This is a genomic window from Dorea sp. MB18-49 (assembly GCF_023669465.1).
In the GTDB taxonomy this organism is placed as follows: Bacteria; Bacillota; Clostridia; order Lachnospirales; family Lachnospiraceae; genus Dorea_A; species Dorea_A longicatena.
On record NZ_JAMOYX010000021.1, the window covers coordinates 1 to 24770 of the forward strand.

At 40.4% G+C, this 24770-nt stretch carries 20 protein-coding genes; 3 read left to right on the top strand and 17 right to left on the bottom strand.

What is annotated here, in order from left to right:
• Positions 1 to 52: 52 nt before the first annotated feature.
• The 3 genes from NCY30_RS07885 to NCY30_RS07895 form a co-directional block, all read right to left on the bottom strand.
• The gene (locus tag NCY30_RS07885) at positions 53 to 853 is read right to left on the bottom strand and encodes a helix-turn-helix transcriptional regulator (RefSeq protein ID WP_130096657.1); all 801 of its coding nucleotides are present in this window, start codon (positions 851 to 853) and stop codon (positions 53 to 55) included.
• A gap of 351 nt (positions 854 to 1204) precedes the next feature.
• Positions 1205 to 2602, bottom strand: a complete 1398-nt coding sequence (locus NCY30_RS07890) for an MFS transporter (RefSeq protein ID WP_130096658.1) — start codon at positions 2600 to 2602, stop codon at positions 1205 to 1207.
• Between the two features lie 167 nt (positions 2603 to 2769).
• Entirely contained in the window at positions 2770 to 5808 is a 3039-nt protein-coding gene (locus tag NCY30_RS07895) for a glycoside hydrolase family 2 TIM barrel-domain containing protein (protein ID WP_250818613.1), read from the bottom strand.
• Positions 5809 to 6007: 199 nt separating this feature from the next.
• Here NCY30_RS07895 and NCY30_RS07900 point away from each other — a divergent pair, with 199 nt between their 5' ends.
• Entirely contained in the window at positions 6008 to 6871 is an 864-nt protein-coding gene (locus tag NCY30_RS07900) for an AraC family transcriptional regulator (RefSeq protein ID WP_055181166.1), read from the top strand.
• A gap of 88 nt (positions 6872 to 6959) precedes the next feature.
• On the opposite strand, the gene NCY30_RS07905 is transcribed toward NCY30_RS07900, so the two are convergent.
• The 11 genes from NCY30_RS07905 to NCY30_RS07950 all read right to left on the bottom strand — a co-directional run bounded on the left by NCY30_RS07905 (position 6960) and on the right by NCY30_RS07950 (position 20050).
• Positions 6960 to 7856, bottom strand: a complete 897-nt coding sequence (locus NCY30_RS07905; protein ID WP_250818614.1) for a helix-turn-helix domain-containing protein — start codon at positions 7854 to 7856, stop codon at positions 6960 to 6962.
• A gap of 212 nt (positions 7857 to 8068) precedes the next feature.
• Positions 8069 to 8203, bottom strand: coding sequence for a hypothetical protein (locus NCY30_RS15080; RefSeq protein ID WP_284709560.1), 135 nt, complete (start codon positions 8201 to 8203; stop codon positions 8069 to 8071).
• A 1-nt stretch (position 8204) separates the two neighbouring features.
• Positions 8205 to 9041, bottom strand: coding sequence for an MBL fold metallo-hydrolase (locus tag NCY30_RS07910; protein WP_243121249.1), 837 nt, complete (start codon positions 9039 to 9041; stop codon positions 8205 to 8207).
• A gap of 146 nt (positions 9042 to 9187) precedes the next feature.
• Complete coding sequence (hypD, locus tag NCY30_RS07915) at positions 9188 to 11566, bottom strand: trans-4-hydroxy-L-proline dehydratase (protein WP_006426208.1); 2379 nt, start codon at positions 11564 to 11566, stop codon at positions 9188 to 9190.
• Positions 11567 to 11570: 4 nt separating this feature from the next.
• The gene (locus NCY30_RS07920; RefSeq protein WP_022415767.1) at positions 11571 to 12479 is read right to left on the bottom strand and encodes a trans-4-hydroxy-L-proline dehydratase activase; all 909 of its coding nucleotides are present in this window, start codon (positions 12477 to 12479) and stop codon (positions 11571 to 11573) included.
• Positions 12480 to 13075: 596 nt separating this feature from the next.
• Positions 13076 to 13666 carry a ribosome biogenesis GTP-binding protein YihA/YsxC gene (gene yihA, locus NCY30_RS07925; protein ID WP_022415768.1) on the bottom strand — a complete coding sequence of 197 codons (591 nt, stop codon included), beginning with the start codon at positions 13664 to 13666 and terminating at the stop codon, positions 13076 to 13078.
• A gap of 46 nt (positions 13667 to 13712) precedes the next feature.
• Positions 13713 to 16043 (bottom strand): endopeptidase La, encoded by a 2331-nt coding sequence (gene lon / locus NCY30_RS07930; RefSeq protein WP_250818615.1) that lies wholly within the window; start codon positions 16041 to 16043, stop codon positions 13713 to 13715.
• A gap of 93 nt (positions 16044 to 16136) precedes the next feature.
• The gene (gene clpX / locus NCY30_RS07935; protein WP_006426213.1) at positions 16137 to 17396 is read right to left on the bottom strand and encodes an ATP-dependent Clp protease ATP-binding subunit ClpX; all 1260 of its coding nucleotides are present in this window, start codon (positions 17394 to 17396) and stop codon (positions 16137 to 16139) included.
• 26 nt (positions 17397 to 17422) lie between these two features.
• The gene (gene clpP, locus NCY30_RS07940) at positions 17423 to 18004 is read right to left on the bottom strand and encodes an ATP-dependent Clp endopeptidase proteolytic subunit ClpP (RefSeq protein ID WP_006426214.1); all 582 of its coding nucleotides are present in this window, start codon (positions 18002 to 18004) and stop codon (positions 17423 to 17425) included.
• A gap of 41 nt (positions 18005 to 18045) precedes the next feature.
• Positions 18046 to 19332, bottom strand: a complete 1287-nt coding sequence (gene tig / locus NCY30_RS07945; protein ID WP_006426215.1) for a trigger factor — start codon at positions 19330 to 19332, stop codon at positions 18046 to 18048.
• Between the two features lie 172 nt (positions 19333 to 19504).
• Positions 19505 to 20050: a DJ-1 family glyoxalase III gene (locus NCY30_RS07950; protein WP_006426216.1), complete on the bottom strand. Its 546-nt coding sequence runs from the start codon at positions 20048 to 20050 to the stop codon at positions 19505 to 19507.
• 141 nt (positions 20051 to 20191) lie between these two features.
• On the opposite strand from NCY30_RS07950, the gene NCY30_RS07955 reads away from it, so the two are divergent.
• Together NCY30_RS07955 and NCY30_RS07960 are read left to right on the top strand one after the other, a co-directional pair.
• Entirely contained in the window at positions 20192 to 20635 is a 444-nt protein-coding gene (locus NCY30_RS07955) for a CYTH domain-containing protein (RefSeq protein WP_006426217.1), read from the top strand.
• Between the two features lie 114 nt (positions 20636 to 20749).
• A complete protein-coding gene (locus NCY30_RS07960; protein ID WP_006426218.1) occupies positions 20750 to 21157 on the top strand; it encodes a helix-turn-helix domain-containing protein in 408 nt (135 codons plus the stop codon).
• Positions 21158 to 21180: 23 nt separating this feature from the next.
• Here the strand turns inward: NCY30_RS07960 and NCY30_RS07965 are convergent, their stop codons facing one another.
• From NCY30_RS07965 to prfB, 3 genes are all read right to left on the bottom strand, one after another.
• The gene (locus NCY30_RS07965) at positions 21181 to 22389 is read right to left on the bottom strand and encodes an aspartate kinase (RefSeq protein WP_022415772.1); all 1209 of its coding nucleotides are present in this window, start codon (positions 22387 to 22389) and stop codon (positions 21181 to 21183) included.
• A gap of 27 nt (positions 22390 to 22416) precedes the next feature.
• Entirely contained in the window at positions 22417 to 23640 is a 1224-nt protein-coding gene (locus NCY30_RS07970) for a homoserine dehydrogenase (RefSeq protein WP_022415773.1), read from the bottom strand.
• Between the two features lie 13 nt (positions 23641 to 23653).
• Positions 23654 to 24761, bottom strand: a protein-coding gene (gene prfB, locus NCY30_RS07975) for a peptide chain release factor 2 (RefSeq protein ID WP_130096660.1) whose coding sequence is annotated in 2 segments (ribosomal slippage) — positions 23654 to 24685 and positions 24687 to 24761 — 1107 coding nt in all. Because the reading frame shifts where the segments join, the coding sequence is not laid out codon by codon here.
• Between the last annotated feature and the right edge of the window lie 9 nt (positions 24762 to 24770).

The window sequence follows — 24770 nt, forward strand, 5'->3', positions numbered from 1 at the left end:
CAAATACATAGTACTGTGAAATCAAAGTAAATATTTCTATCAACAGAACCTTTTATGACAACATCTCTTTCACACAAATACTCCGATAATCACTCGGTGATATTTTATATCTTTCTTTAAATACTCGGTTAAATGTTCTCTGACTTTCAAATCCACTATCCAGACAAATATTTGTAATAGAATCACTCGTATTTTCCAAACGATGGCATGCATAGTTCAGCCTTGCATCGTTAAGATATTGATTAAAGTTTCTATGGAATGTTTTGGAAAAGAGTCTGGATAAAACATATTTGCTCACCCCCAGATCTTTTGCCATCTCTTCCAGCGAAAATTTCTTCTTAAAATTTGCTGATATATAGGAAACTGTCTGGTAAATAAGATCGTTGCTCCCCACATTACTCTTTTCTACCAAATTTAATTTTCCTATGCAGCGTGCCAACACAATTTGAAGATATGCCTGTGCAACAGTAATATCCGACTGTTCTGTCTCTAAAATTGCATTTATAACCCTATATACCTCCGGTTCAACCTTTTCCGCTTTGATGATTGGGTATTCAGGAGCCATGGATTGCATGATATCTGCAAATTTGGCTATCGTAAATGGCGATGCAATCAGATAAGTCGCTTTATTTACACCAGGTGTCAGTACCTGATAGTGATGAATAACATCTGGAAATACAAAGCCTATATCTCCTTTTTCCATATGGTATAGTTCCTGTCCGACACCAAGTTCTAATGCTCCACTTGTTACACAAACGATCTCCAGTGCATTATGAAGATGTGGTTCAATATGTTTTGACTTCCTATTTATTGCTATGATCTCCTCTTTTGTGTCAACATATTTTAACTGCATGAAATACTCCCCTTTGCAACATTTGTCTATATCTTCTTTCGATTTGGCAAGCAATCCTTTTACACCTATCTTATAATCAACTTGTAAATAAGGAAAGGAGGAATTGCAAATGAGCAACCTAAAAAAATATCTGAATGACCTTTTAGTATTCTACACTGAATATTTTGAGCATCCTTACCATGTATAAATACTAAAAGGACTATTTTGTGAAAACTGAATATTTTCTTAAGGCCATTTCACAAAAATGAAGTGGTCCTTTTTTATTTTCAAAATACAGTTCAATCACTTTATATATAGAAAAAAGCACTGTCTCATCGAGCAATGACCAGACAACGCTTTCTCCTGTCAATTCTAATTTATGTCTGATGCATCTGTTACTTCATCTGCAGCAATTCCTTTTTCTGCTTTCAGTTTTTTATTTGCATCTTCTACATTCATTCTTGAAAGTACAAACATAATCAATACATCAAAGATTAACGGAAGCCAAAGATACATAAACTGCATCATATCAAGTGCAGACTGCGGCTGAGTTGCATTTGTTCCGATATATCCACTGAACTCAAGCAGCCATCCAACAACAGCGGTTCCAATACCTCCACCGATTTTTACGCCAAGAGAAGTACAAGAGTACATCGTTCCGTCAATTCTCTTTCCCTGTGTAAGATAAGTGTACTCAGAGCAGGATGCGATAACTGCATTCATATCTCCCTGCCATGGTCCCTGACCTAAGGCTGCAAGAGCTGTAAATGCCATCATCAGCGGAACACTGCCCATATACCCTGCAACAACAACAAGTGCTCTACCGATGACTGCTAAGACATAACCTCTTAAGTTCAGTTTATACATACCTTTCCACTTACCAACTAATGTCGGTGTGAAAATCAGGGCAATGATCAGTGGAATATTTACTGCCCATGCAAATTGTCCAAACAAATTCTTATTTTTCAGTACCCATGTCATGTAATAAATGCCAGCTCCAATCATGGCACCATATAACTGCTGTAAAATATATGTTCCACAAATCATCATGTAATATTTGTTTTTAACAAGAAGCTTGAATGCCTGTACCATTCCGTACTTTTCATTATCAGCCTTTACTTCTCCTTCGTTAAGTTCTTCCTCAGGAAGTTCCTTAACAGAAAGTGCTGAAATCGTATTTACGACAAGACCAATGATTGCATAGATAATAGCAACCGTTCTCCATGCTGCAGCATCTCCACCACATTTATCTACAAATCCAACTGTAATTGCCTGAATCAGAAGACTTGTTGAAAACGCAAAAATAAAACGGTAAGATCCCATCTGCACACGCTCTTTGCTGTTCTTTGTAATCAGTGACGTAAGTGCTGAATAAGCAATATTGTTTGCTGTATAAAACACACCATTTAACAGTGTGTAAGAGATAAAGAACCATGCATATTTAGCCGTTGTTCCCAAGCTGACTGGTACTGCAAAACAGCTGACCAGCGTAATGGCACAACCAATATATCCATATAGCATCCAGGGTTTCGCTTTTCCCATTTTACTGTGTGTTTTGTCAATCATTGATCCAAAAAATATATCCGTAAAACCATCAAATAGTTTTGATACGGCAATCAGGGTACCCACGACACCTGCAGCAAGTCCTACCGAGTCCGTCAGATAGACCATTATAAAAGATGTCAGGAACGCATAGACTACATTACCTGCAATATCACCTGATCCGTATCCAATTTTGTTATACCATTTCAAATACTTTTTTTCTTCCATCGAATTTCTTTGCTCCTCATCTTCATCGCACTTAGAATCTCAATATGGCTAACCGTATGATATCTAATTCTGTTTTTTTCTCTGATTTTGTCTGATTGCTCTGTATATCCGGACTTTACATTACAATCAGACTCTCTTTCCTTGTTTACGGGTTACATGAAACCTTGTTATCCCTTTACATACGGTATCAGTGTAAACCGAAACCGGAATAATACATCATCAAATCGGTACTGCTCCAATACAACTGGACCACAACTGTTAGAACCAATGCCATTTAGTGCATAGTCAACACAAAATACTACACTATCTGATTCTATTAATTCATAATTATGCGTTTTCTTCTCAAGTTCTTCCTGTGTATAATAAGAAGCATTGAATGAAAATGCCTTTTCTGCGGATGCCACAATTCCATATCGGCTGTTGTTAAGCTCTACATATTCACAATCATAATGGCTTCCATTTTCCTGTGGACGGATATAGTCCTCATGTAAATCCCCTACATCTGCCCGGTACAAACCGTGGCTCGCAGCCTGACGTTTGTCACAATAGCTTTCCTGTGGTCCCATTCCAAAGTATCGTGCAGCTGAAAGTTTTTTATCCAGGAACATCCTCACACCAAATCTTGGCAGGTCCGGAAATTCATCATCTTTTGTTACTGCAATATCTGCATCAATCTTTCCAGCAGCTTCTATTTTCCATGTGATCGTCACATCAAGAATCTTCTGTACTGTCTCTGCCACAACGGATGCATGGCTTGTAATTTTCACACCATGCTTTCCCTGCACGACCTCTGTCGTGTAAGCTCTTGTATAAGCTTTATCATAATGGGCTTTCTTCCATTCAGACTTGATGTACATATCATTATCTGTTGGTGCCCTCCAGATATTTAATTCCATCGGGTGGTTCAGATATTCCCGACCTGCAAATTTCATCTCTGTAAAAAGTGCAGTCCGTCGGTCGATTGTATATGCGAATTCACGGCCTTTGATATGAATCTGGGTATCATCTTCACTCACCTGTAATTCAGAATCCGTCACTGTTTTTTCAACCCATTTTTCTACTAACTGGCATTTGGCATCCTTCTGGCTTACTTCGATCTCATCAAATCCAAGGATATAATCCTCTTCCAGCAGAGGCATTTCTTTTTTCAGGTGGTAAGTGAGTTTTAAATAACATTTTCCATTTTCTGGAACGTTGACCTGCAGGTTTGTTTTTCCTTCACTATGTGGTACCACAGATACTTCAGCAAGTTTTCCTTTCCCAATCAAAAGTCCATCCTGTGTCAATTCATAGCTGATTTTCACATAATCTTTCAGATTATCAAAATCCATGTAGTTATGAAGCACCAGTTCTCCGCTTTCTTTGTCATAGGAAATAACTCTTGCCGGGCGATAAACATTCTTGTATTCCAAAAGTCCTGTATGTACCGTTCTGTCCGGATATACTAATCCATCCATACAGAAGTTGCCATCATGAATTTCTTCGCCATGGTCGCCCCCATAAGCATATATAGTCTTTCCATTCTCAGCAGTTCCATGAGCAATCGCATGGTCACACCATTCCCAGACAAAGCCGCCGCACATTTTATCATTATCCTGAATCATCTGGAAGTAATCTTCAAAATCTCCAGGTCCGTTTCCCATGCTGTGACAGTACTCTACCAAAAGGAAGGGTTTGCTTCCATCTTTATCCAGATATTCCTGAATTTCGGAAAGCGCCGGGTACATCCGGCTGTACACATCCAGATTGCTGTAATCATATGTTTCATCATAATTACGGTATCTTGCACTCTCATATTGTGTGATACGGTCTGGATCAAAATTCTTTGTCCATTCCAGTGCTTTTTCAAAGTTGCAGCCATAAGCACTCTCATTTCCCATTGACCACATAACAATACAGAAACGGTTTTTGTCACGTTCCACCATGAGTTTTACGCGATCAACGATTGCCTCTTCCCATACCGGATCATCTGCAATCTTCTCATTCCATCGTTTGAACCGATTGTAATCAGTGTCTTCTTTTCTGTAGATCATAAATGGACCATGAGCTTCAATATCTGCTTCATCTATTACCATGAATCCATACTTGTCACACATTTCATAGAAAAATGGTGCGTTCGGATAGTGGCTGGAACGGATCGCATTAAAATTATGCTGTTTCATTAACGTAAGATCGGTTGTAATCTGTTCCGAATTGATTGTAAATCCAGTAACCGGATCAGAATCATGTCGATTGACACCACGGAATTTAATCTTCTTTCCATTTAAATAAATAACCTGGTCTTTAATCTCTATCTTTCTTAATGCAATGTGATCTACAATTACTTCATTCTCTGTTTCAAAAATCAGTTTATATAGATATGGATTTTCTGTATTCCAAAGTTCCGGACTTGCGATTTCTAATACAGCTGTTCCTTCTTCAGCAATACTTCCTAGTGCTACAACTGCTCCGTTTCTATCTTCAATCGAAATTTTTACATTTAACGGAGAGTAGAATTTCATTTCAATTTCTACTTTCGCAAGCATATCCTCAATTCTTGTTTTAATATGATAATCACTGATTGCCTGTTTTGGGCGTTTCAAAATGTACACATCCCGGAAAATACCACTCATACGGAATTTGTCCTGATCTTCCAAATAGGAACCATCACACCACTTCATTACCAACACTGCCACCGTATTCGTTCCATCCTGAAGTACATCGGTAACATCAAACTCACTGGTCATATGCGAAACCTGGCTGTATCCTATGTAAGAGCCATTGATCCATACGTAAAAGCAACTGTCTACTCCTTCAAAGTTCAAAAAAGATTTTGGTGCTTTCTCATCTCTACTGTACTCAAAAGTATGTACATAGGCTCCACACGGAATGTCCTGTGGCACATATGGTGGATCAAACGGAAATGGATACCGGATGTTTGTATACTGGTGTGTATCATATCCAGCCATCTGCCATACACTTGGAACCTGAATCTCATCAAAATTTTCTGTATCATAATTCTTCTCAAAGAAAGAATCCTGAATGTCATAGATGCTGTTAAAATACTGAAATTTCCAAGTTCCATTCAATAACTGCATACGATCTGACTCTTCTCTGTGTTCCACCAAGTTACCCATTCTTCTGGATGCCGGAATATAATAGGCTCTGGCTGGCATTGTGTTTTCGTGCAGTACGCTTAGATTTTCATAATAACGTGGTACGATCATAAATAGCTCTCCTCCAATATATATACTTTTTTGTTCTTTGTTTTCCTAAAGCAAACCTTATACTTTACTTTTTGTTTACGTTCCTTAGTTATGCTATATATAGCTTATCTTAATTCGCAAAATATGTCTATGAATTGGATTAGACAAAATATGCACTAAATGATACAATGATAAAAAGTACGAAAAGAGGTGCTGTCCTATGTATTTGAACACCGGTTATTTGAACCACTCACATATGGATTTCAAAGACAAAAATCGTCCGCTGATTGTAGGTAGCTGTGGTACTTACCGTCTTTCCAGACATCCCAAACTTCCGACCTACCGTCCAAGGGGTCGTCTGGATTATCAGATTATATATATCACTGCTGGTTGTGGGCATTTTCATTTTGATAATGTAAATAATGAAACGATTGTTCCAGCCGGCAACATTGTACTGTACAGACCGAAAGAACTCCAAAAATATGAATATTACGGAGAAGATAAGACAGAAGTATACTGGATTCACTTCACAGGAAGCAATGTGAAAAATATCTTACGTCAATATGGGTTTCCGGATAAAGAACGTGTCTTTCAAGTGGGTACATCTAATGAATATGAACAAATTTTCAAACGTATCATTATCGAGCTCCAACGCTGTCAAGACAATTATGAGGAAATGCTTGTCCTTTTGCTACGTCATCTTCTGATCAGTTTCCACCGGGAACTGACAAGAGAGCACATATTAAAAAATGAATACCTTGATCATGAGATGGATAATGCTGTTACCTTTTTCAGTGAAAACTACAATCAAAATATCAATATTGATGATTATGCTGCCTCACGAGGCATGAGTGTCAGCTGGTTTATCCGAAATTTCAAAAAATATACCGGTTCTACACCAATGCAATTCATTGTGGGAATCCGCATCAACAATGCTCAGATGTTACTTGAAACAACAACTTATTCCATCAATGAGATTTCTAAGATTGTCGGATATGATAACCAGCTTTATTTCAGCCGGCTTTTTCACAAGCTGAAAGGATATTCGCCAAGAGAATACCGAAAAATAAGAAATAGGTTATGAAATCTATAATGTCATAAAAACTAAATGTCAAAAAAGGATGCCAACGAATCAAAGCAGATTACGTGACATCCTCTTCTTTTTATTAGTGCTATTTTATAAATTCAACCGAATAGTAATACATGTACTCATTATCTGTATCTATATGCTCCCCTGCAATATCCTGTATTGGCAACGAGCTTAACCCTTTTTCTCCATAAATCAGTGCTGCTAATCCTTGCTCTGTTCCATACTCTATCTTGCATTTGTTTTCAATAGTCGTTGCTGATCTTCCATAATATTCCCTGTTTTTAACTCCCTCCAAAATTGGTATTTCTGTCATATATTTTGAATATTTATCTGCTGCGATGAGCTTTGCAGTAAAATTATCAAAATCCGGTGTAATGACAATCAATCCATTTGTGGAAGATTTCACATCTTCATAGGAAAGTTCCAAAACTTTTTTATGTGAAACTCGTTGTCCAAGCTGATATTCTGACAAGTAAATAGATAACGTTTTAAATGTATCCCTTGAATTGTATCGAAACATCATTGTTCCATCAATTCCTGATAACAATTCAGCAGTTTTCATTTCTATACTATCTGAGTCTACTGCTTCAATATAGTTTTGTGGTTGTCGCAATTTATTACATACGATGGATCCAAAAGTAACCATAGATATTCCCACTACAATAAGAAGCACTATAATGATTCTCTTTAAGTATCGTTGTTTGCGGCCACTGTCCTTTGTTATCTGTATCAATGTATCTTCTGATTTTTTTTCAATATTATCTATCTCAATATCTTCACCAGCAAAAAACTCATTAAGACTAATACCTAATATTTCGCATAATTCTAAGTATACTGATACATCCGGCAAACAGATTCCTCTCTCCCATTTAGAAACAGACTTATCACTCATACCTATTTTTTCTGCCAGTTGCTTTTGTGTCATCCCCAATGACTTTCGCTTACCTGCAATGTATTTTCCAATTTTGATAAGATCCATCCATCTACCTCCTTTTTTATATTGATCATACTCTTTTTTAGAGAAAAAACATACCCCTCGAAGGTAGAATATGATTTTTAAGCCTGTTTTCTATTCTTCTCTGTTCTTTTGCAGATATGTCTATCTTCTGAAGCTTATACTTCTGCTCCTCTGTATCTTCCTCAGAACTATCTTCTGGCGTACCTTGTTCTGTTAGCGTTTCTTCCTTTTCCTTATCCTTTTTTTGAAACTTCTACCTTCTCTTTTACTGTCTCGTTACTTCTTGAACTATGTGTTTTCTTCTCTTCACACCCGGTCATCATAGTAATGCACAGCATACTTACACCTACAACTGCTTTCCAATTCATACTAAATCTCTATCCTGCATCCCGTATTCAGGGCATGTACCATATTCCCAAGTTCTCTTTTCATAATTCCAAATGCGATCATTCCGGTACAATGTCCGGTATAAACCTTTTTTACGCCCAGTTCTTTCAGTTCTCTTGCTACTTTTACTACTTCATCCACAGGAATCCCAAGGGTATCCAGTCCAGAAAGCTTCATCATATGGAATCCTCCTATGACGGCATATATTTTCTTTCCTGCAAATGCGTTCTGCACTTCTCTTACAATATTGGCAATACCGCCATGAGAGCAGCTGTTAAATATCACAAGTCCCTTTTCTGTCTCAAATACGATACTCTGCTCATGTGCGAAATCATCTGCAATGAATTCATCGCCCACTTTGCGGTACATATGTGCTCTGCGGCCCATTCCATCCAGATTTTCTGTCGAATGCGGCACAGCCCAGACTCCTTTTTCCACTTCACATACTGTATGTAATGTATGGAATCGTTCTTTATACGCCTCCAGAAGCTGCACCGGTATCCCTATATATTTATCACCGGTTTCTGTACGGAAATAACAATTTTCCGCAGAAGTGTCCTGCATATAAACTTCCGCCTTATCATTTTCTTTGAAAAATGCTTCAAATCCTCCACTGTGATCGTAGTGGGCGTGTGATAAGAATGCGGTATCTATGTCTGCCAGACTAATCCCCAGTTCTTTTGCATTCTTCGCAAATAACGTACTGGCTCCGGTATCCAGAAGATACTTCTTTCCATCATATTCGATATACACTGACAGGCCGTGTTCTCCATAAAGCCGGCAGCTGGTGCTGTTTTCTACTAATACTGTTATTTTCATCTTTATCATCCTCCATTCTTCCATATGTTCTTCTCGATTCTATATCCTTTATCCCTATGATAACACATTTTTCACTTCTGAACATATCCAAAAAAGAGCCCGCAAAACGCGGGCTCCCAAAAATCATATTTTTACTTTTGTTAATCTTATTCGAATGACTGTTCTGTACGGTTGATGATCTCATCCTGTAACGGTTTGCTTAAGTTACGGAAGAAGTCACTGTATCCTGCAACACGTACGATCAGATCTCTGTAATCATCCGGATGTTTCTGTGCTTCGATCAGTGTCTGTCTGTCGATAACGTTGAACTGTACATGATGTCCATCCATTGCAAAGTAGCTGCGGATCAGACTCGCCATATTCTCCAGTCCCTTTTCTCCTGCTACTACATCAGGTGTGAACTTCTGGTTCAGAAGTGTTCCTGCTGTTGCAAGATGATCCATCTTAGCGCAAGATTTGATAACTGCTGTAGGTCCGTTTACATCGGCTGATTTCTCCGGTGAGATACCTTCTGATACAGGGATGTTAGCCTTTCTTCCGTTAGCAGTTGCTCCGATTACTTCTCCAAAGTATACGTGGCATGTTGTAGGAAGCATATCTACTCCGTACTTTCCGCCTCTCATAGTCGGACGTCCTGTGATCAGATCATGATACAGGTTGAATACATCCTGCATGATAGAATCTGCATAGTCATCGTCATTACCATATTTTGGAGTCTTATCATGCACCATACGGAAGATTGCATCATAACCTTCAAAATTGTGATCCATTGCTTCAAGCAGTTCTTCCATTGTGAAATTCTTCTTGTCAAATACGTTATATTTTACAGCTGTGATACAGTCTGTAACAGTTCCGATACCTACACCCTGGATATAGTTGGTGTTGTATCTTGCTCCACCTGCATTGTAATCTTTTGCATTGCTGATACAGTCATTTGTAACAACTGACAGACAAGGTGCCGGCATATTCTCAGCATACAGTTTCTCGATCACGTTGTTTCCACGAATCTTGATATCGATGATATATTTTAACTGTTTCTGGAATGCATCCCATAATTCGTCATATGACTTGAAGTCTTTTGCTTCACCAGTCTTAAGGCCAAGCTGTTTGCCAGATTCTTTATCAAATCCATTATAAAGTGTCAGCTGGAATACCTTAGGAATGTTCAGGTATCCTGTCAGGATATAAGCCTCACTTCCCCATGCTCCTGTCTCAACACATCCTGAAGATCCGCCGCGACGTGCATCTTCCAGAGATTTACCTGCATTAACAAGCTCCATGGTCTGTGCTTCTGTATTATAGAATGCCGGCTGTCCCCATCCTTTTCTTGAGATCTCACATGCTCTCTTTAAGAAACGTGCAGGAGTCTTCTTGCTGATGGTTACGTTAGAGTTTGGCTGTACCAGTTTCATATCATCCATACAGTCAAGGATCAGATAGCTGACTGCGTTAACGCCGTCTTTACCATCCGGTGTAACTCCACCTGTATTGATATTTGCAAAGTCTACATATGTAGCACTTTCTTTTAATGTGATACCTACTTTAACAGGTGCCGGCTGGTTGTAGAATTTTACCCATAAGCACTCTAAGAGTTCTTTTGCTTTGTCATCATCCAGAATTCCTGCTTCTGTATCTGCTTCATAGTATTTGATCAGATGCTGATCAAGACGTCCCGGACTGAATGCATCCCATGGGTTCAGCTCTGTTGTAACTGCCAGATGTGTGAACCAGTATAACTGGATTGCCTGCCAGTATGTCTGTGGTGCATGTGCAGGAACAACTTCCAGGTTAGCCGCAATCTGTTTTAATTCCTCTTTACGTACCGGATCAGCTTCTTTTTCAGCCATCTCCAGTGCTAATTTGTGATATCTCTCACCAAGGATGATCACTGCATCACAGGAAATATCCATGGCTTTTAATTCTTCCATCTTGTCATATGCTTCAGGATCATTCATGAAATCAAGAGCATCCATGGATTTTTTGATCTTTTCTTTATAATCCATGTATCCTGTTGTGAATACCTGTTCACCACCACATGTATGTCCCGGTCCTCTCTGCTCCATGAACTCTGTGAACATACCTGCTGAATAACAGTCGTTCCACTCCGGAGTCATTGCTGCGAGAAGTTTCTCTCTCATGCTTCGTCCCTTCCAGAATGGGATGATCTCTTCTGCCTGGAGTTTTCTGTCTTCTTCTGTTGTATGGAAAGATACCAGATCACGTTCGCTCATGACTGTCATATCTTCTACGCTGTGACAGCACAGTTCCGGGAATGTAGGTGATGCCTGTGGATCTTTTCCTTTCTCTCCTACGATCAGTTCTCCCTCTCCCAGATACAGTGTCTTTTTAGAGAAATACTCTTTTAACACCATAGATCTCATAACCGGGATAGAATACTTTCCGTCATTTTCTTTGTAAAATTCTGTCTCGATTTTTGCTCTTTCCAGATCGATATGTACCGGTGTGGTAACACTCAGCTCTCTTAACTTCTGGATTCTTTCGTTCATGCCTCTTTTTGCTGCCATTGTTTTAACCTCCTATCTTTGTGTTTGAAAAGCCTGCATCCTGGAAAAGTTTTACAAACCCTTCCATTTCTTCTTTTGTCGGTGCACTCAAGTCGTTACCTTTATATTCCATATCCAGCTTTGGATATTTACTGCTTCCTGTATTGTGATACGGCAGTAAATTCACCTGTGCCGGGTGGATATCATGTTCTTTCAGGAAACGGATTGTTTCATTCATATTCTCTTCGTTTCCATTTACTTCCTTAACGGTAGGGATACGGATATAGATCCTTGCCCCTGCGTCAGAAAGCTTTACAAGATTATCTAAGATTAATTTGTTGTCTACTCCAATGTATTGCTTATGCAATTCCGGATCCATGACCTTTACATCATATAAGAATGTATTAACATATGGAAGAATTGCTTCAAATTTCTCATACGGAACATATCCGCATGTATCAATTGTAAGCGATACTTCTTCTTTCTTCAAGGCTTTTGCGATTTCAAGTATATAATCGGTTGACATTGCCATCACTTCACCGCCTGAAAGTGTAACGCCCCCGCCGGACTGCTCATAGAACATCAGATCCTTCATTAGTTCTTTTACCAGTGCCTTCACCGGATATTTCTGTCCTACGATCTCACGGATTCCCTGTGTACAGAAATTCTCACACTTTCCACAGAGTGTACATAACTTCTTGTCAAGCTTTGGTCTGCCTTCCTCCATAGTAATCGCATGGTTCGGACAGACTTGCGCACATGCACCACATCCGGTACATTTCTCTCTGTCGTATTGAATCTCCTGTTCAAAGCGCTGTGTCTCAGGATTATGACACCATACACACTTCAATGGACATCCTTTAAAAAATACGGTAGTACGGATTCCGTCACCATCATGAATAGAATACTTCTGGATATTTGTTATAAGATCCATGATATTCTCCTTTCTTCTCATCGAACTTGCTGTTTTTCATTTGTTTTTGCTATATTTAGACCAGCGTTCGTACTATAGTCTAATCATAACAAAAGAAATAGAGTTTGTCAAGACTTTGACAAACTCTATTGTGATATTTCAACATTTTTATTCTATGTATGGCAATATATTTTTTCTTCTACAGGAACAATTTTACACAGGCAATCGCAATTGATGCAACTGCAACGATCCGCTTCAGCATCTTCTGATTGATCCTCGTCGCATTCTTGCAAGATAGATTCCGAGCATTGCGATCACCGACACCATGAATCCGAAGTATACTGTTCCGTTATTTAATCATTACTGCATGCAAAAACGTAGGAATAAAAATACAAGGTACATTCCTGTGCATTCGGAGCCATGGTTGGTAATTCTTAAGTAAAAAAATTGACCGTTTGCTCACAAAAAATCCACTGTCTGAGACGTATGTCGAGTTTGGATTTTTTGTGAGCTCGTTTTTAGGTCAATTTTTTTGCTTTAGAATTTCCCCATGGCGGAGACAGCACAGGAATGTACCTTGTATTTTTATTCCGGCCGGGTATCCGCCGCTTTATGCATTAAACGTTAAGGAACTGACTCTCCACCAGCTCCCATATCTCATCCCGTCCTTGTTTCGTCACGGATGAAAATGGAATCACAACGGTTCCAGGCAACACTCCCAAACCTTCTTTTACGATCTTGATCTGTTTGTCTTTCTGGCTGCGTTTGATCTTGTCAAGTTTTGTTGCGATGATCACCGGATTGAAGCCCTGTGACACGATCCACTCATACATCATCTTGTCATTACCGGATGGTTTGTGACGGATGTCGATCAGAAGGAAGACAACTTTCAGCTGTTTTGAGCCATGCAGATAACGTTCGATCAGCTGTCCCCATTTGATTTTCTCCTGTTCGGATACCTTCGCATATCCGTATCCCGGGAGGTCTACCAGATATAATTCTTCATTGATATTATAGAAGTTGATCGTCTGTGTCTTTCCCGGTGTTGCGGATATTCTCGCGTAAGATTTACGGTTCATAAGTGCATTGATCAGGGATGACTTTCCTACGTTGGATTTCCCTGCAAATGCGATCTCCGGGAGTGTATTCTCCGGAAGCTTGCTGGTGATTCCACATACGGTTTCCAGGTTAATATTTCTGATTATCATATATTTCTCCTTTGATTCATCTCCTGACCTGTGTCAGAAGATCTGACTATACGAGTGCCTCTTTGAGCACCTCATCCATGTGTGTTACAAATTTTATCTCCAGTCCCTTTGTGATCTCTGTAGAAATTTCTTCTACATCTCTTTCATTTTTCGCCGGGACAAGTACGGTCTTCATTCCCGCATTCTTGGCAGCCAGAAGTTTTTCCTTTAAACCACCAATCGGAAGTACTCGACCGCGCAGTGTGATCTCTCCTGTCATGGCAAGATCTGCACGTACTTTTCTTCCTGTTACTGCCGACATGATTGCAGTCGCCATCGTAATGCCGGCAGACGGTCCGTCTTTCGGAACCGCTCCTTCCGGAATATGGATATGTATATCGTGTTTCTTGAAGAAGTCATCTGCAATATCATGTTCCTTGCTTACCGAACGGATGTAACTGATTCCTGTTCTTGCGGATTCTTTCATGACATCACCAAGCTGGCCTGTCAGAAGGATCTCTCCCTCTCCCGGCATCACATTCACTTCAATCTGAAGGGTATCGCCTCCAACGCTGGTCCATGCAAGTCCACGCACGATGCCAACCTCGTCTTCTTCATTTGCCATCTGGTAGCTATACAGTTCTTTTCCAAGATAATGTTCCAGATTTCGTTCTGTCACATGTATCGATGTCTTCTTTTTCTCCAGAATTTCCATCGCTACTTTACGGCAGATGTCTCCGATCTTCCGCTCTAACTGACGGACACCGGCTTCTTTCGTATAATTTCGTGCCATCTTCCAGATTGCATTCTTACTAATCGTTACCTGATCTGCTTTCAGGCCATGCTTTTCGATCTGCTTCGGAATCAGATGTTCCTGTGCGATGTGAAGCTTTTCATTTTCTGTATAACTGGTTACCTCAATCACTTCCATACGGTCCAGAAGCGGTCTTGGTATTGTCTGCAGACTGTTTGCCGTTGTGATAAATAACACCTCTGACAGATCAATCGGTACTTCCAGATAATGGTCTACGAACTTATTATTCTGCTCTCCATCCAGTACTTCCAGAAGTGCAGAGAATGTATCTCCCTTATAATCATTGCTGACCTTATCGATCTCATCTAGCAGCATCAGCGGGTTCTTAACTCCTGCCTGCTTTATTCCATTTGCAATTCTTCCCGGCATTGCACCTACATAGGTCTTTCTGTGACCGCGGATTTCTGCTTCATCACGGACACCGCCCAGTGAGATTCTGACATATGGCTTCTTCAGAGCTCTGGAAAGAGATTTCGCAATGGATGTCTTTCCGGTTCCCGGAGGACCCACCAGACAAATGATCGGTGCTTCTCCTTTTTTCGTAAGCGCACGCACTGCAAGATATTCCAGTACACGCTCTTTTACTTTTTCCAGACCATAATGGTCCTCATCCAACACCTGTCTTGCAAATGCAATGTCTTTGTGTTCTTTACATGTCTTATCCCAAGGCATCTCCAGCATCGTTTCGATATAAGTACGGATTACTCCTACTTCTGCCGGAGAATTCATCGAATTACGGAAACGCTTGATCTCTTTATTCAGCTTTTCTTTTACTTCCTTCGAAGCCTTCAGTGCATCCACTGCCTGCTGGAACTCATCGGCATCTGACATCGTATTGTCATCACCTAGTTCTTCACGAATCACTTTCAGTTCTTCTCTTAAAATATATTCTCTCTGATTCTTATCCACGCGTTCTTTTACTTTGCTCTGGATCTCTTCTTTTACCTTCTGGGCCTGAATCTCATTTACAATCTTATATACGAGCAGCTCATATCGTCTCATAAGATTCGTCTCTTCCAGTAATTCCTGTGCGTCTTCGAATGCAAATGGCATATTTGCCGCAATTACATCTACGAGATGTTTCAGATCCCGGATTGCCTCTACCTGCATTCCCAGCTCTTTTGAAAGTTTTGGATTCTTCAACAAGTATTCTTTAAATACATCCTGTAATCCCCGGATCATTGCCTCGAAATTCATTGGATTTTCCGCTGTCTGTTCTTCGGATACATCTTCATCATCCGGCAGTTCTACTATCGTTGCCTGAAGATATGGTGTCTCACTGTCCAGTCTTACAAGACTTGCTCTTGCTTCTCCGGATACAAGTACACGACTCATTTTCTTCGGTAATTTTACCACCTGTCTTATGGTTACCACACAGCCAACCAGATATACATCTTCTGCGCCCGGCTCCTCTGTTTCCAGATCTTTCTGAGCGCTGACGAATAATTTCTGTCCGTTTTTTACTGCCTCTTCGATTGCCAGCAGTGATTTTTCCCTGCTTACATCAAAATGTCTGACCTCTTCTGGCAGTATGGTGAGCCCTCTTAAGGCAACCATAGGCAGACTATAGGTTTCTCCTGTCATATATTCACACTCCTGTTCATCGGTTGGATTATTTTGGTACAAAATCAGCGGGTACAATATTTCTTCGCACCCGCCGTCTTTCTTTTTCATTTATTATGCACTTTCTGAATCAGGTTCTGCATGTTCACATACAGGTTCTCCCGTTCCTTTTACAACATCCTCTGTGATGCGGCATGTCTTCAATGTCTCATCCGATGGTGCCTTATACATGATATCCATCATGATATTTTCCATAATCGCTCTCAAACCTCTGGCTCCTGTCTTTCTCTTCAGGGAAGTCTCAGCGATTGTTTCCAGTGCTTTTTTATCAAATGTAAGCTTAACACCGTCCAGTTCAAGCATCTTCTGGTACTGTTTTGTCAATGCATTCTTCGGTTCTGTAAGAATCTTTACCAATGCATCTTTGTCCAGCATCTCTAATGCTACTGTAACCGGCACACGGCCCACCAATTCCGGAATCAGACCGAATTTCACAAGATCCTGTGGCAATATCTGCTGAAGCAGTCTGTCTACATCGTCTTCATGTTTCTCCGCAATCTCTGCATTAAATCCAATTGATTTCTGATCAATACGTTTTTCAACAATCTTCTCAATTCCTTCAAAGGCTCCACCACAAATAAATAAAATATTCGTAGTATCGATCTGGATCATCTCCTGATGTGGATGCTTTCTTCCTCCCTGCGGAGGTACGTTCGCAACGGTTCCTTCTATGATCTTAAGAAGTGCCTGCTGCACACCCTCACCGGATACATCTCTGGTGATCGACGGATTCTCTGATTTTCTTGTAATCTTATCAATTTCATCAATGTAAATGATTCCGTACTCGGCACGTTCGATATCCCCATCTGCAGCCTGAATAATCTTTAAAAGAATATTCTCTACATCCTCTCCGACATATCCTGCTTCTGTAAGCGCTGTCGCATCGGCAATTGCAAATGGTACTCCCAGAATCTTTGCCAGTGTCTGCGCTAAAAGAGTTTTTCCGCAGCCTGTCGGACCAAGCATAAGAATATTACTCTTTCCGAGTTCCACTCCCAGTTCTTTTCCTGACATCACACGTTTATAATGATTATAAACGGCTACGGATAACACTTTCTTAGCTTCATCCTGACCAATAACATATTCATCCAGGAATGCTTTAATCTCTTCCGGTTTTAAAAGATTGATATCCGAGAACGGATTCCATTCTCTTCCGTTCTCGTATTCAAATTCTTCTTCTATAATCTCTGCGCAGACATCTACACACTCATCACAGATATATGCCCCATTAGGGCCTGCAATCAGCTTTCTTACCTGATTCTGCGTCTTATTACAGAACGAGCATCTTACCTGATCATCGTTCTTTCCTACCATACTCTTCACCTCGTCTGAGGACGTCCTTAGCGGCTTTTAATGACTTCGTCAATCAGACCATATGCTTTGGCTTCTTCCGCAGTCATGAAATTATCTCTTTCAGTATCTGCATTGATCACCTCTAACGGCTGTCCTGTATTTTCTGCCAGAATCTGATTCAGTTTCTGACGGGTTTTTAAGATATGATCTGCTGCGATCTGAATCTCTGTTGCCTGTCCCTGAGCTCCACCAAGTGGCTGATGGATCATGATCTCAGAGTTTGGAAGCGCAAGTCTTTTGCCTTTTGTTCCACCTGTAAGAAGGAATGAGCCCATACTTGCAGCCATACCGATACAGATTGTCTCAATATCGCATTTAATATACTGCATGGTATCATAAATTGCCATTCCGGCTGTTACAGAGCCTCCCGGGCTGTTAATATACAAATGGATATCCTTCTCCGGATCTTCTGCTTCCAGAAACAGAAGCTGTGCAACGATCACACTTGCGGATACATCTGTTACTTCTTCACCCAGAAATATAATTCTGTCTTTCAATAATCTTGAATAGATGTCGTAAGAACGTTCTCCACGGCTTGTCTGTTCAATGACATAAGGTACTAAACTCATGTATATGCCTCCTGACTATACTATGTTGTTATCTGACGTTCTTATTTTTCTACTGCATTCTCAACAAGGAATGTAACAGCTTCCTGAACTGCCAGATCTTCCTTCATCTGTTTCTTCTCGTTCTCACCCATGAACTCTTTCAGTTTTTCAACTTCCATGTTGTAAGACTCTGCCATCTTAGCCAGTTCTTCATCAACTTTTTCATCTGTAATCTCGATGTTCTCTGCTTTTGCGATAGCTTCAAGTACCAGACGGGTTTCGATTCTCTTGATTGCCTGTGGTTTCATGTCTTCCATCATCTTCTCTGCTGTCAGACCTGTAAACTGGAAGTACTGTTCAAGAGTGATTCCCTGAGACTGGATTCTCTGTGCGAAATCTTCAACCATCTGAGTTGTCTGTGTATCGATCATTGGCTGTGGAATCTCGTATTCTGCATTCTTAACAGCCTGCTCAACAGCCTGATCTTCCTGATTTCTCTTTCCGTCTGCTGCTTTCTGTTCTTTAATTTTAGCCTTTACATCAGCTTTGTATTCTTCTAATGTGTCAAATTCTGAAACTTCTGCTGCAAATTCATCGTCGATCTCAGGAAGTTCTTTTGCCTTGATCTCATGAACTGTGCATTTGAATACAGCTTCTTTTCCTTTTAATTCTTCTGCATGGTAATCTTCTGGGAAAGTAACTTTTACTTCTACTTCTTTCTCAGCTTCAGCACCAACTAACTGTTCTTCGAATCCAGGGATGAATGATCCTGAACCGATTGTCAGTGGATAGTTTTCACCCTTTCCACCTTCGAATGCTTCACCGTCAACGAATCCTTCAAAGTCAAGAATCACTTCATCACCATCTGCTACCGGACGGTCTGTAACTACAACTTCTCTGGCATTCTTTTCTGCTTCTTCCTGGATCTTAGCGTCTACTTCTTTCTGTGTTACGCGTGTAGATACTTTATCTACTTCCAGTCCTTTATATTCACCGAGTTTTACTTCCGGCTTTGTTGCTACATCTGCTGTAAAGATGAATGATTTTCCTTTTTCAATCTGAACGATGTTGATCTCTGGTCTTGATACGATTTCAAGATCACACTCATCATATGCTTCTGAGTATGCCTTAGGAATCAGCGCATTTGCTGCATCATCATAGAAGATTTCTGGTCCGTACATCTTCTCGATCATCTGACGCGGAACTTTTCCTTTACGGAATCCCGGCATAGCGATTTTGTTCTTCTGCTTCATATATGCACTCTGAAGCGCTTTTTCTAAATCATTGGCCGGAACTTCGATAGTAAGTTTCGCCATGTTGTTTTCTAATTTTTCTACCTGTAAACTCATTTATCATTTCCTCCTGTTTCTAACCCGCCTCATGGGTAGCGGAAAAAAAGCGGGTGTACTACAATACATTCACCACAGAAGTATAACACAAACTCTGGTAAATATCTAGCCCCCGTTTTTGCTTAAATCCGGTATTTTTCCGCTTTTTTTCATCAATATTTATTAAATTTGATTAAAACACGATTGATTCTGCGATTTCCTTTGCTTTTTCTTCACCATCCAGAACCTCGATCAGTTTCAGTGCAAAATCAATCGCTGTGCCGACGCCCTGACTGGTAATGATATTATCATCTACTACAACAGCCGTCTCTGTCAGAATGACATTCTCCATCTCATCTTCTACACCCGGATAACAGGTTGCCCTTCTTCCTTCCAGCAGGCCAAGACTTTTTAAAATCGTCGGTGCCGCACAGATCGCACCCACGAATCTGCCTTCTTTTGCATATTGTTTCACTACATATCTGACACCGTCATGTTCTTTTAAATTTAATGTTCCCGGCATACCTCCAGGTAATACAACCATGTCAAATTCTTCAAAATCAACCTCATCAAACAGATCTTCTGTCTGTACATTGATTCCATGCGCACCATGCACGATATAATCATCCATAATCGAAACAGTGTCTACATATATTTTTGCTCTTCTTAACAGATCAACGACTGTCAATCCTTCAATTTCTTCAAATCCGTCTGCTAACAACACACATACTTTTTTCATGCTTTCTTCCTCCTCATCTCTTAATCCGATGTCCCGCTTTACTTTCCAGTGACATCAATTATTATAAAAGTTTATCACCGTTTACTTTTTCTGTAAACTGTTGTATCATAATTTCACCATGAATGAAAGGAGCTATATAATATGGAAATCGAACGAAAATATCTTGTCTTACATCTTCCCGGTCCGCTGGAATCCTATCCCTGCCGTATTCTGGAGCAAGGCTATCTCAATACCAGCCCCGTAGTACGGATTCGACGTGATAACGATCGTTATGAACTCACTTACAAATCAGCCGGTCTCATGAGCCGCCAGGAATATAATCTCCCTCTGGACGACAAATCTTATGAACATCTTCTTACCAAAATTGACGGCCGCCTTATAAAGAAAAAGCGTTATATGATTCCACTTTCTTCAGCGCTTACTGCAGAACTGGATATCTTTGAAGGCGATCTTGCTCCCCTCATGCTTGTAGAGGTCGAGTTTGATTCCGAAGATGCTGCCAATTCTTTTTCACCTCCGGACTGGTTTGGTGAAGATGTAACTTTTTCAGGGAAATATCACAACAGCTATCTAAGCACTCTTTAAGAAAAGCAACGTTTTGTTGCTTTTCTTGTTTTTGTCACGTCTCGTTGCATATCATATTCATTTAATGGTCAGATTGTTATACTAACAGGAACATGTAACTTATGGAGGTATAAAATGGCAAACATTCAACTGGCCAAAAATCTGCTTTATCTCAGAACATTATATAATCTGAAGCAGGATGATATTGCCAATTTATTCAATATCACCCGTCAGGCCTGCAGTAATTATGAAAAAAGTACGCGTACACCCGATCTTGATGTTCTGGCTTCTTTTGCTGCTTATTTTCACGTAACGCTTGACCAGCTGATTCTCCACGATCTCAAAGCCGAAGGTTTCACTGCTGACTCCGACCCTTCTTCTGTTATGATGGAGTCAAAAACTCCATATATGCAGGGTATCGAAAAAAATACCGGTAACTATATCTATCTCACAGAAGAAGAACTGAACCTTATTCTTGCATTCCGTTCTTCCTCTGATGAACAGCGTAAAATTGTTACCGGCTTTCTTAATTCTGATAAATAATCCAACTTATAATATCTTTATGCTTATGCTCCCAATCCAAATCCATCATGAACCGCATTCATTGCTTTTTCAATATCTTCTTCCGGAACCAGTACTGTAATACGGATTTCAGATGTTGAAATCATATTAATATTCACTCTGGAATTATATAATGATTCAAACATTTTTGCAGCTACTCCTGGATTGCTCATCATTCCCGCACCTACGATTGAAAGTTTTGCAACTTTTTCGTTCCAGGTAATATCCTGAATTGTAAGTCTTTCTTTATTTGCATTCAGCACTTCAATTGCATGTTCAAGATCATCCGATGCAACGGTAAAGGAAATGTCCTTTGTTCCTTCTCTTCCGACAGACTGCAGGATAATATCTACATTAATATTATTAGCAGCCAGTGTATTGAATACAGCAAATGCTGTTCCTGGTTTGTCCTCTAATCCAATGACAGATATTCTGACAGTATCCTTATCTGCAGCCACACCTGTGACCAGTAATTTTTCCATATTTGCCCCCTCCTTGACTACGGTGCCTTCTGAACGGTTCAAACTTGACCGTACCACTAATTCCACATTATATTTTTTCGCCATTTCCACAGAACGGTTGTGAAGAACTTTTGCCCCAAGACTCGCAAGCTCAAGCATCTCATCGTATGTAACGGCATCCAGTTTCTTTGCAGTTTTTACTACTCTTGGATCTGCTGTAAACACACCGTCTACGTCTGTATAGATTTCACATTTATCGGCATGTAACACAGCTGCCAGCGCAACAGCTGTTGTATCAGAACCGCCTCGTCCGAGTGTCGTAATATCATCATATTTGTTAACACCCTGAAAACCTGTTACAATAACGATCTTTCTCGAATCCAGTTCATGCATGATACGCTCTGTGTCTACTCTTTTAAATCTGGCATTTCCATAACGGGATGTGGAATGCATCATAACCTGAAAAGCATTCAAAGATACTGCCGGCACATCCAGTGCCTGCATTGCCATAGCCATGAGAGACACTGATACCTGTTCACCTGTCGTAAGCAGCATATCCAGCTCTCTTTTTTTAGCATTCGGATTGATCGTATTCGCCAGTGCGATCAGATCATCTGTCGTATCTCCCATTGCCGAAAGGACAACAACTACGTCATGTCCGGCTCTGTAGTCCTCAATACAGCGTTTTGCCACATTGAATATTCTTTCTTTATTGGCGACTGAACTTCCGCCAAACTTTTTTACTATTAACATGTTTCCTCCTGTGACAGACCAATCTGATTAATCCTGAATACGGATCATATGTACGATCTGCTCTTTGTAAAGTTTTGATCTGGTCTCATAATCTCCCTCCATCATAACAGGAGTTACAAATCCAAATTCTCCTTCCAGTTCCGGTACTTTTACCACTTCAATCTCTCCGTATGATTCCTTCAGCTGCGGAACCAGCTCCTCTTCCTTGCCTTTTATCCGTACAAAGAATCTTCTCTTGGAATCCGCCTTGTCTTCCAGTTGAAGCTTTTCTTCTTTCCACATCGTCATGATATTACGGTTCAGATGCTTTGCCTCATCTACAACATCCGCAACTACAGCACTCGCAGTTGGAAGTTTTCCGGCTCCGCTTCCATAGAACATCGCATCCCCTAATACATTTCCATGAACGAAAATAGCATTGAACACATCATTAACATTATAAAGCGGATGTTCCGGATATAACATACATGGTGCCACGATTGCATGCAATCTGTTACCCGCATAACGTCTGCTGGATGCCAGCAGCTTGATCGTTGTTCCCATTGCTTTTGCATACTTCATATCTTCAACGGTAATCTTCGTGATTCCTTCACAGTAAATATCTTCAAAATCAACCTGCTGTCCTGAGATCAGAGAAGAAAGGATTGCAATCTTTCTGCATGCATCATATCCTTCCACATCTGCTTCCGGATTTCTCTCTGCATATCCGTTCGCCTGTGCCTCTTTTAATACAGTGTCATAGTCCGCACCTTCATAAAACATCTTGGAAAGCATATAATTGGTAGTTCCGTTCAGAATACCTGTGATCTCTTCAATCTCATCTGCAGTCAGTGAAGAATTAAGCGGACGGATAATTGGAATACCACCTCCGACACTTGCTTCAAACAAGAAATTAATATCATGTTCCGCTGCTATAGAAAGAAGCTCAGCCCCATGCTTTGCAACCAGTGCTTTATTCGATGTTGCCACGCTTTTTCCAGCCTGAAGGCAGCGTTTTACAAACGTATAGGCCGGCTCGATTCCTCCCATTACTTCTACGACAATCTGTACATCTTCATCCGAAACAATCGTCTCAAAATCATGTACGATCTTCTCCTGCACCGGATCCCCCGGGAAATCCTTCATATCCAGTACATATTTAATGTTCAGCTCATCACCGATTCGCTGATTGATGCGCGCTCCGTTGGTATTAATCACTTCCACCACTCCGGAACCTACTGTTCCGTAGCCCATTACTGCTATATTGATCATATATTCCCTCCTTTTAGCCGTTTGCGATTTTTTTCAGATATGCATTGATAAATGAATCAATATCCCCGTCCATCACGGCATTTACATTGCTGTTTTCTTCATTCGTTCTGTGATCTTTCACCAGTGTATATGGTTGCATAACATAAGATCTGATCTGATTACCAAATCCGATATCTTTTACTTCACCTCTGATATCCGATACTTTTTCTGCCTGTTCCTGCTCTTTCATAAGCTGCAGTTTTGCCTTTAACATCTGCATTGCCTTTTCTTTATTATGATGCTGTGATCTTTCATTCTGGCACTGCACCACGATTCCGGTTGGCAGATGTGTAATTCGGATCGCCGAAGATGTCTTATTAACATGCTGACCTCCCGCACCGCTGGCACGGTAAGTATCGATTTTCAGATCATCTTCATCAATTTCAATATCAATATCATCTTCCAGATCAGGGAGCACATCACAGGATGCAAAAGATGTCTGTCGTTTACCGGCAGAATTAAACGGTGAAATACGTACCAGCCTGTGCACTCCTTTTTCCGATTTCAGATATCCATAAGCATTCTCACCTTTTACCTCAAAAGTAACTGCCTTAATCCCTGCGATATCGCCATCCAGGAAATCCAGCACCTGAAGCGAGAATCCTTTTCTCTCTGCCCAACGGCAGTACATACGGTATAACATGCCTGCCCAGTCACAGGATTCCGTTCCTCCCGCTCCTGCATGAATGGTCATGATTGCATTGCATGCATCATATTCTCCCGACAGTAACGTCTGGATCTTCAGCTTTTCAAACACCTTTTCAAATGTATGAATTTCTTCCTCCAGTTCTTTTACCATTGCAGGATCTTCGTCTTCATATCCCATCTCGATCAGGAGATTGATATCTTCATAAGAAGTATAGAGACCGTGGATCGTCTCTACAAGTTCTTTTAAATTCTTAAGCTCTTTCATCAGTTCCTGTGATTCTTCCGGATTATCCCAGAACCCAGGTTCCTCTATCTTGCGTTCCAGTTCTTCGATTCTCCGCTCTTTTCCTGCAACGTCAAAGTGAATCCCTCATTTCGGCAAGAGGTTCTTCATAAGCGTTCATTATTGTTTTGAACTGATCTAATTCAACCATATTCCCACC

Coding starts and splice junctions, on each gene's coding strand:
- NCY30_RS07920 (WP_022415767.1), bottom strand. CDS start 12,479: ATGGATCTTATAACAAATATCCAGAAGTATTCTATTCATGATGGTGAC.
- yihA (WP_022415768.1), bottom strand. CDS start 13,666: ATGATAATCAGAAATATTAACCTGGAAACCGTATGTGGAATCACCAGC.
- NCY30_RS07955 (WP_006426217.1), top strand. CDS start 20,192: ATGGAAATCGAACGAAAATATCTTGTCTTACATCTTCCCGGTCCGCTG.
- NCY30_RS07970 (WP_022415773.1), bottom strand. CDS start 23,640: ATGATCAATATAGCAGTAATGGGCTACGGAACAGTAGGTTCCGGAGTG.
- NCY30_RS15080 (WP_284709560.1), bottom strand. CDS start 8,203: ATGAATTGGAAAGCAGTTGTAGGTGTAAGTATGCTGTGCATTACTATG.
- NCY30_RS07905 (WP_250818614.1), bottom strand. CDS start 7,856: ATGGATCTTATCAAAATTGGAAAATACATTGCAGGTAAGCGAAAGTCA.
- NCY30_RS07890 (WP_130096658.1), bottom strand. CDS start 2,602: ATGGAAGAAAAAAAGTATTTGAAATGGTATAACAAAATTGGATACGGA.
- NCY30_RS07950 (WP_006426216.1), bottom strand. CDS start 20,050: ATGAAAAAAGTATGTGTGTTGTTAGCAGACGGATTTGAAGAAATTGAA.
- NCY30_RS07885 (WP_130096657.1), bottom strand. CDS start 853: ATGCAGTTAAAATATGTTGACACAAAAGAGGAGATCATAGCAATAAAT.
- NCY30_RS07960 (WP_006426218.1), top strand. CDS start 20,750: ATGGCAAACATTCAACTGGCCAAAAATCTGCTTTATCTCAGAACATTA.
- lon (WP_250818615.1), bottom strand. CDS start 16,043: ATGACAGGAGAAACCTATAGTCTGCCTATGGTTGCCTTAAGAGGGCTC.
- clpP (WP_006426214.1), bottom strand. CDS start 18,004: ATGAGTTTAGTACCTTATGTCATTGAACAGACAAGCCGTGGAGAACGT.
- NCY30_RS07910 (WP_243121249.1), bottom strand. CDS start 9,041: ATGAAAATAACAGTATTAGTAGAAAACAGCACCAGCTGCCGGCTTTAT.
- hypD (WP_006426208.1), bottom strand. CDS start 11,566: ATGGCAGCAAAAAGAGGCATGAACGAAAGAATCCAGAAGTTAAGAGAG.
- clpX (WP_006426213.1), bottom strand. CDS start 17,396: ATGGTAGGAAAGAACGATGATCAGGTAAGATGCTCGTTCTGTAATAAG.
- NCY30_RS07965 (WP_022415772.1), bottom strand. CDS start 22,389: ATGTTAATAGTAAAAAAGTTTGGCGGAAGTTCAGTCGCCAATAAAGAA.
- NCY30_RS07900 (WP_055181166.1), top strand. CDS start 6,008: ATGTATTTGAACACCGGTTATTTGAACCACTCACATATGGATTTCAAA.
- tig (WP_006426215.1), bottom strand. CDS start 19,332: ATGAGTTTACAGGTAGAAAAATTAGAAAACAACATGGCGAAACTTACT.
- NCY30_RS07895 (WP_250818613.1), bottom strand. CDS start 5,808: ATGATCGTACCACGTTATTATGAAAATCTAAGCGTACTGCACGAAAAC.